General features: G+C 40.2%; 3 protein-coding genes. 2 read left to right on the forward strand and 1 reads right to left on the reverse strand.

The features are described 5' to 3' along the window. The first annotated feature begins 608 nt into the window (after positions 1–608). Positions 609–764, forward strand: a complete 156-nt coding sequence (locus tag ACUVXA_RS18200; RefSeq protein WP_445872707.1) for a hypothetical protein — start codon at positions 609–611, stop codon at positions 762–764. 134 nt (positions 765–898) lie between these two features. Here the strand turns inward: ACUVXA_RS18200 and glyA are convergent, their stop codons facing one another. Then, positions 899–2,152 (reverse strand): serine hydroxymethyltransferase, encoded by a 1,254-nt coding sequence (gene glyA / locus ACUVXA_RS18205; protein WP_445872708.1) that lies wholly within the window; start codon positions 2,150–2,152, stop codon positions 899–901. 118 nt (positions 2,153–2,270) lie between these two features. On the opposite strand from glyA, the gene nadE reads away from it, so the two are divergent. Beyond that, complete coding sequence (nadE, locus tag ACUVXA_RS18210; RefSeq protein WP_445872709.1) at positions 2,271–3,413, forward strand: NAD(+) synthase; 1,143 nt, start codon at positions 2,271–2,273, stop codon at positions 3,411–3,413. The last annotated feature ends 169 nt before the right edge of the window (positions 3,414–3,582 follow it).

Here is a 3,582-nt window from a genome sequence, read left to right on the forward strand (position 1 = left end):
ATAGCCATATATGGTATTATTTAGTATTAAATCTTCCTACTGTTGTAAACCCTCTATTATTTTCACGCCTTTAAAATGTTAATGCTAATGTGCGGTTTAAAAACTATTTGGGTGATGAGTGTGGTTTGATTTTTAAACTTGAATATTTAGTGGATTTTAATAATCGTTTGGGCTTGCTCGGAGTTTAGATAGCTGTATTCCTACAGGTGATATTTTCTATTTGTTTTTTGGCTACGATTAGTCCGTCGGGCATTTTGTTTGGAATTACCTCTAAGACAAAGGTGCCCTTGAAACCGGTATTCTTGAGCTGGCAGACCGGCTTTACTGGAAGATTATCCTTGTCGAATGGTAGATGGTCTATGTCTCCTTCAACCCCGTGAAGGTGTACTGCTTTAATTTTTTATCCAGAACTCGGGGAAATTTAAATATCCTCACATGTTAATATTTTATGGGTGTTCACGTTGTCTCAAGATTTAATCAAGATTATTAGGGAAGTTACTATGCGGGACGATGTTGACGAAGCCTTAACTCTCGTTTTGGGGGAGTACATTGTTTAGAGGATTTCTGAGTGTAAGGCTGATGTTAAAAAGTTTGAGGAAAAGTATGGTATGTCATTTGAAGAGTATGAAGAGAGACTCGGTGTAGACATTGATCTGTCCCATGAGCACGAAATGGATTATGCCCTGTGGGGCGCACTGCTAGATGAGTTGGAAGAGTTGGAAAAACGTTTAGGGCAGCTAAAATGGAAATCAGAGAATTCATAGATAGCATACTGGAAACAGCGAAAAGTTTCTTGTGGATAAGGAGTACAGAGGTCAACTCCAAACTTAAAATAAGAGAGTAGTTTGATTAAAGGTTTAAAGTATTGAACTAAATTAAAATTCCTCACTAGATATTATTAATTAATTCTGTTTTTTGTGAAGCAGTATTTTGTTTCTCTGTAATCTTTTTTGAATTGGATTAATTCCTCTTTTATTTTATCGGGATTTTCACCTTTTATTATTAATCGGGTTATTAGGTGGGCGATGTGTTCCATTTCGCTTTCTTTCATTCCTGTTCTGGTGCATTCCTGGACGCCGAGTCTGAGTCCTGAGGGATTCTCTGTGTCCTCATCCTTGTCCCAGGGTAGGAGATTTTTGTTGCAGATTATGTTTGCTTTTTCTAGTGTTTCGGCTACTTTTTTTCCTCCTCCGTTTCCTCTAACGTCGACTGCAACTTGGTGGGACTCGGTGAATCCTTTGTGCTCACAGAGAACTTGGAATCCTTTTTCATAGAGGCTGCTGGCTAGTTTCTTGGAGTTTTTCTGTATTTGATCCGCGTACTTTTCTCCAAACTCCAGTGTCTCAATCATAGTTATGGCTAGTGAGGGGAGTCGGTACAGGTGGTGGTTGGAGACTATTCCGGGCAGGATTGCCTGTGCTACCTTTTTCGATATTTCTTCGTTGTCAGTGTAGACCATGCCGCCTTGGGGTCCGGGAAAGGTTTTGTGGCTTGACGTGGCGACTACATCAGCTCCCTCTGCTAATGGGTCCTGAAACCTTTTTCCGGTGATTAGCCCTAAAACGTGGGATGCGTCATACAAGATTTTGGCATCTTCTAATATTTCTTTAATTTCTTTGATGGGGTGGGGGAATAAGTATAGGCTTCCTCCGAGAACTATTAGTTTAATTTTTTTCTTTTTTATGAGGGATTTCAATTTTTCTACATCGATGTTCATTTCTTTGTGGTCGAATGGCATGTTTAGGGTTTTTAATCCTCTTATTCCTGCGGCTCCGAGTGCGGAGTGGCTGATGTGTCCTCCGTCAGCAACCCTGAGATTTGATATCTGATCTCCTGGTTGGGCTAGGGCGGTGAAAACACACAGGTTGGCGACAGAGCCGGATATGGGGCGGGAATCAAAATATTTGCAATGGAAGAGTTTCTTGCCCAGTTCTGTTACCAGGGTTTCTATCTCATCAACATATTTTGTTCCTTGATAGTATCTTTTACAGGGTAGGCCTTCGGCGTATCGGTGCATCATGTCCGAGTTGAAAACTTCTATGGCTAGTGGACTCATTATGTTCTCACTGGCGATAAGATTGACGCACTCTTCTCTTCTCCATGTGTTTTGTTTTGCAACTATGTCCAGCGTTCTTTGGAGTTCGGACTTCATTGTTTATTTCCCTCATAGGAGAATAGTGAGATTAAAAGGAAAATAGATTAAAAAGTTATCTTCTCTAATTTGCTAATTAATAGCATTAAATATTATTTGTATTTGTGTGGTGGCTGATTTGAAGATTGCGATGGCTCAAATAAATTCGACTGTTGGAGATTTGACGGGAAACATAGAGAAGATAAGAAAGTACATTAATGATGCAAATAGACACCATACGAATCTAGTGGTGTTTCCAGAGTTGTCTGTTACGGGTTATCCCCCTCAAGATTTGCTGCTTGAAAGAGCTTTTGTAGAAGAAAACAAGCAGCTACTTCTAAAGTTAATTAAAGAGAATGGAGTTGAAATAGCGGGAACAGTTGGCTTTGTGGATTACAGAGGAAAAAGGCTGTACAACGCTGCAGCCATTTTTCAGGGAAACAGGTTGGTGAATGTGGTTTACAAAACCCTGTTGCCAACATATGATGTATTCGATGAGGATAGGTATTTTGAACCTTTAAAAGAAAAGGAGATTAAGCCCACCAAAATGAATATTAATGAAGAGGAACTTAATCTGGGGGTGGAGATTTGTGAGGATCTCTGGGATCAGGATTATGATACTAAGGTTACAGATTTGCTTGCCGCTAGAGGAGACAACCTGATTGTTAATATTTCTGCTTCCCCCTTCTATGTTGGAAAACGGTTTGAAAGGGAAAGGCTGCTAAGAGAGAAATCTACCAAGAATAGGATACCAATTTTTTACGTGAACCTGGTTGGCGGTCAGGATGAACTGGTGTTTGATGGCCAAAGCCTCGCAGTCGACAGTTCCGGAAATATAATTGCTATAGGTAAGCAGTTCGAGGAGGATCTGATAATAACGCAAATAGACCTAAGAAGCGGAACTGCTCAGAAATTGGATTCCCCCGCTTATCATAAAGAAAGGGAAATATTCAACGCTTTAGTATTAGGAATCCGTGACTATTTCAGAAAAACTGGTTTTGAGAAGGCGGTTATCGGTATGAGTGGAGGAATTGACTCATCACTTACTACTTGTATAGCGGTTGAAGCTTTGGGTGAAGATAATGTGATTGGCGTTTCTATGCCTTCCAGGTTTTCAAGCGATCACAGCAAAGAGGATGCCCAAAAATTAGCCGAAAATCTAGGGATATGCTATATACAGATTCCTATTCAAGAAATTGTAGAAACATACCACAGAACCTTAGAGAAACCTTTACAGGAAATCAGAAACTATTTCGGCGTAAAAAACTTTCAATCTCCGTAGCTGGAGAACGGTTTTTGCAAGGGTTGTATCATTTTTTGCGCCCTTATGCGGAAAGTGTGGGGGGCGCATTTCAGCCGGTGAGTGGTCTGGAATGACCTTATTTTGGGCAACCATGTGCTTTTAGAAAATGTGCACCACCCTTTTCTATTAATTTTGTTCTTAATTATGT

This window comes from Candidatus Jordarchaeum sp. (assembly GCF_052745115.1).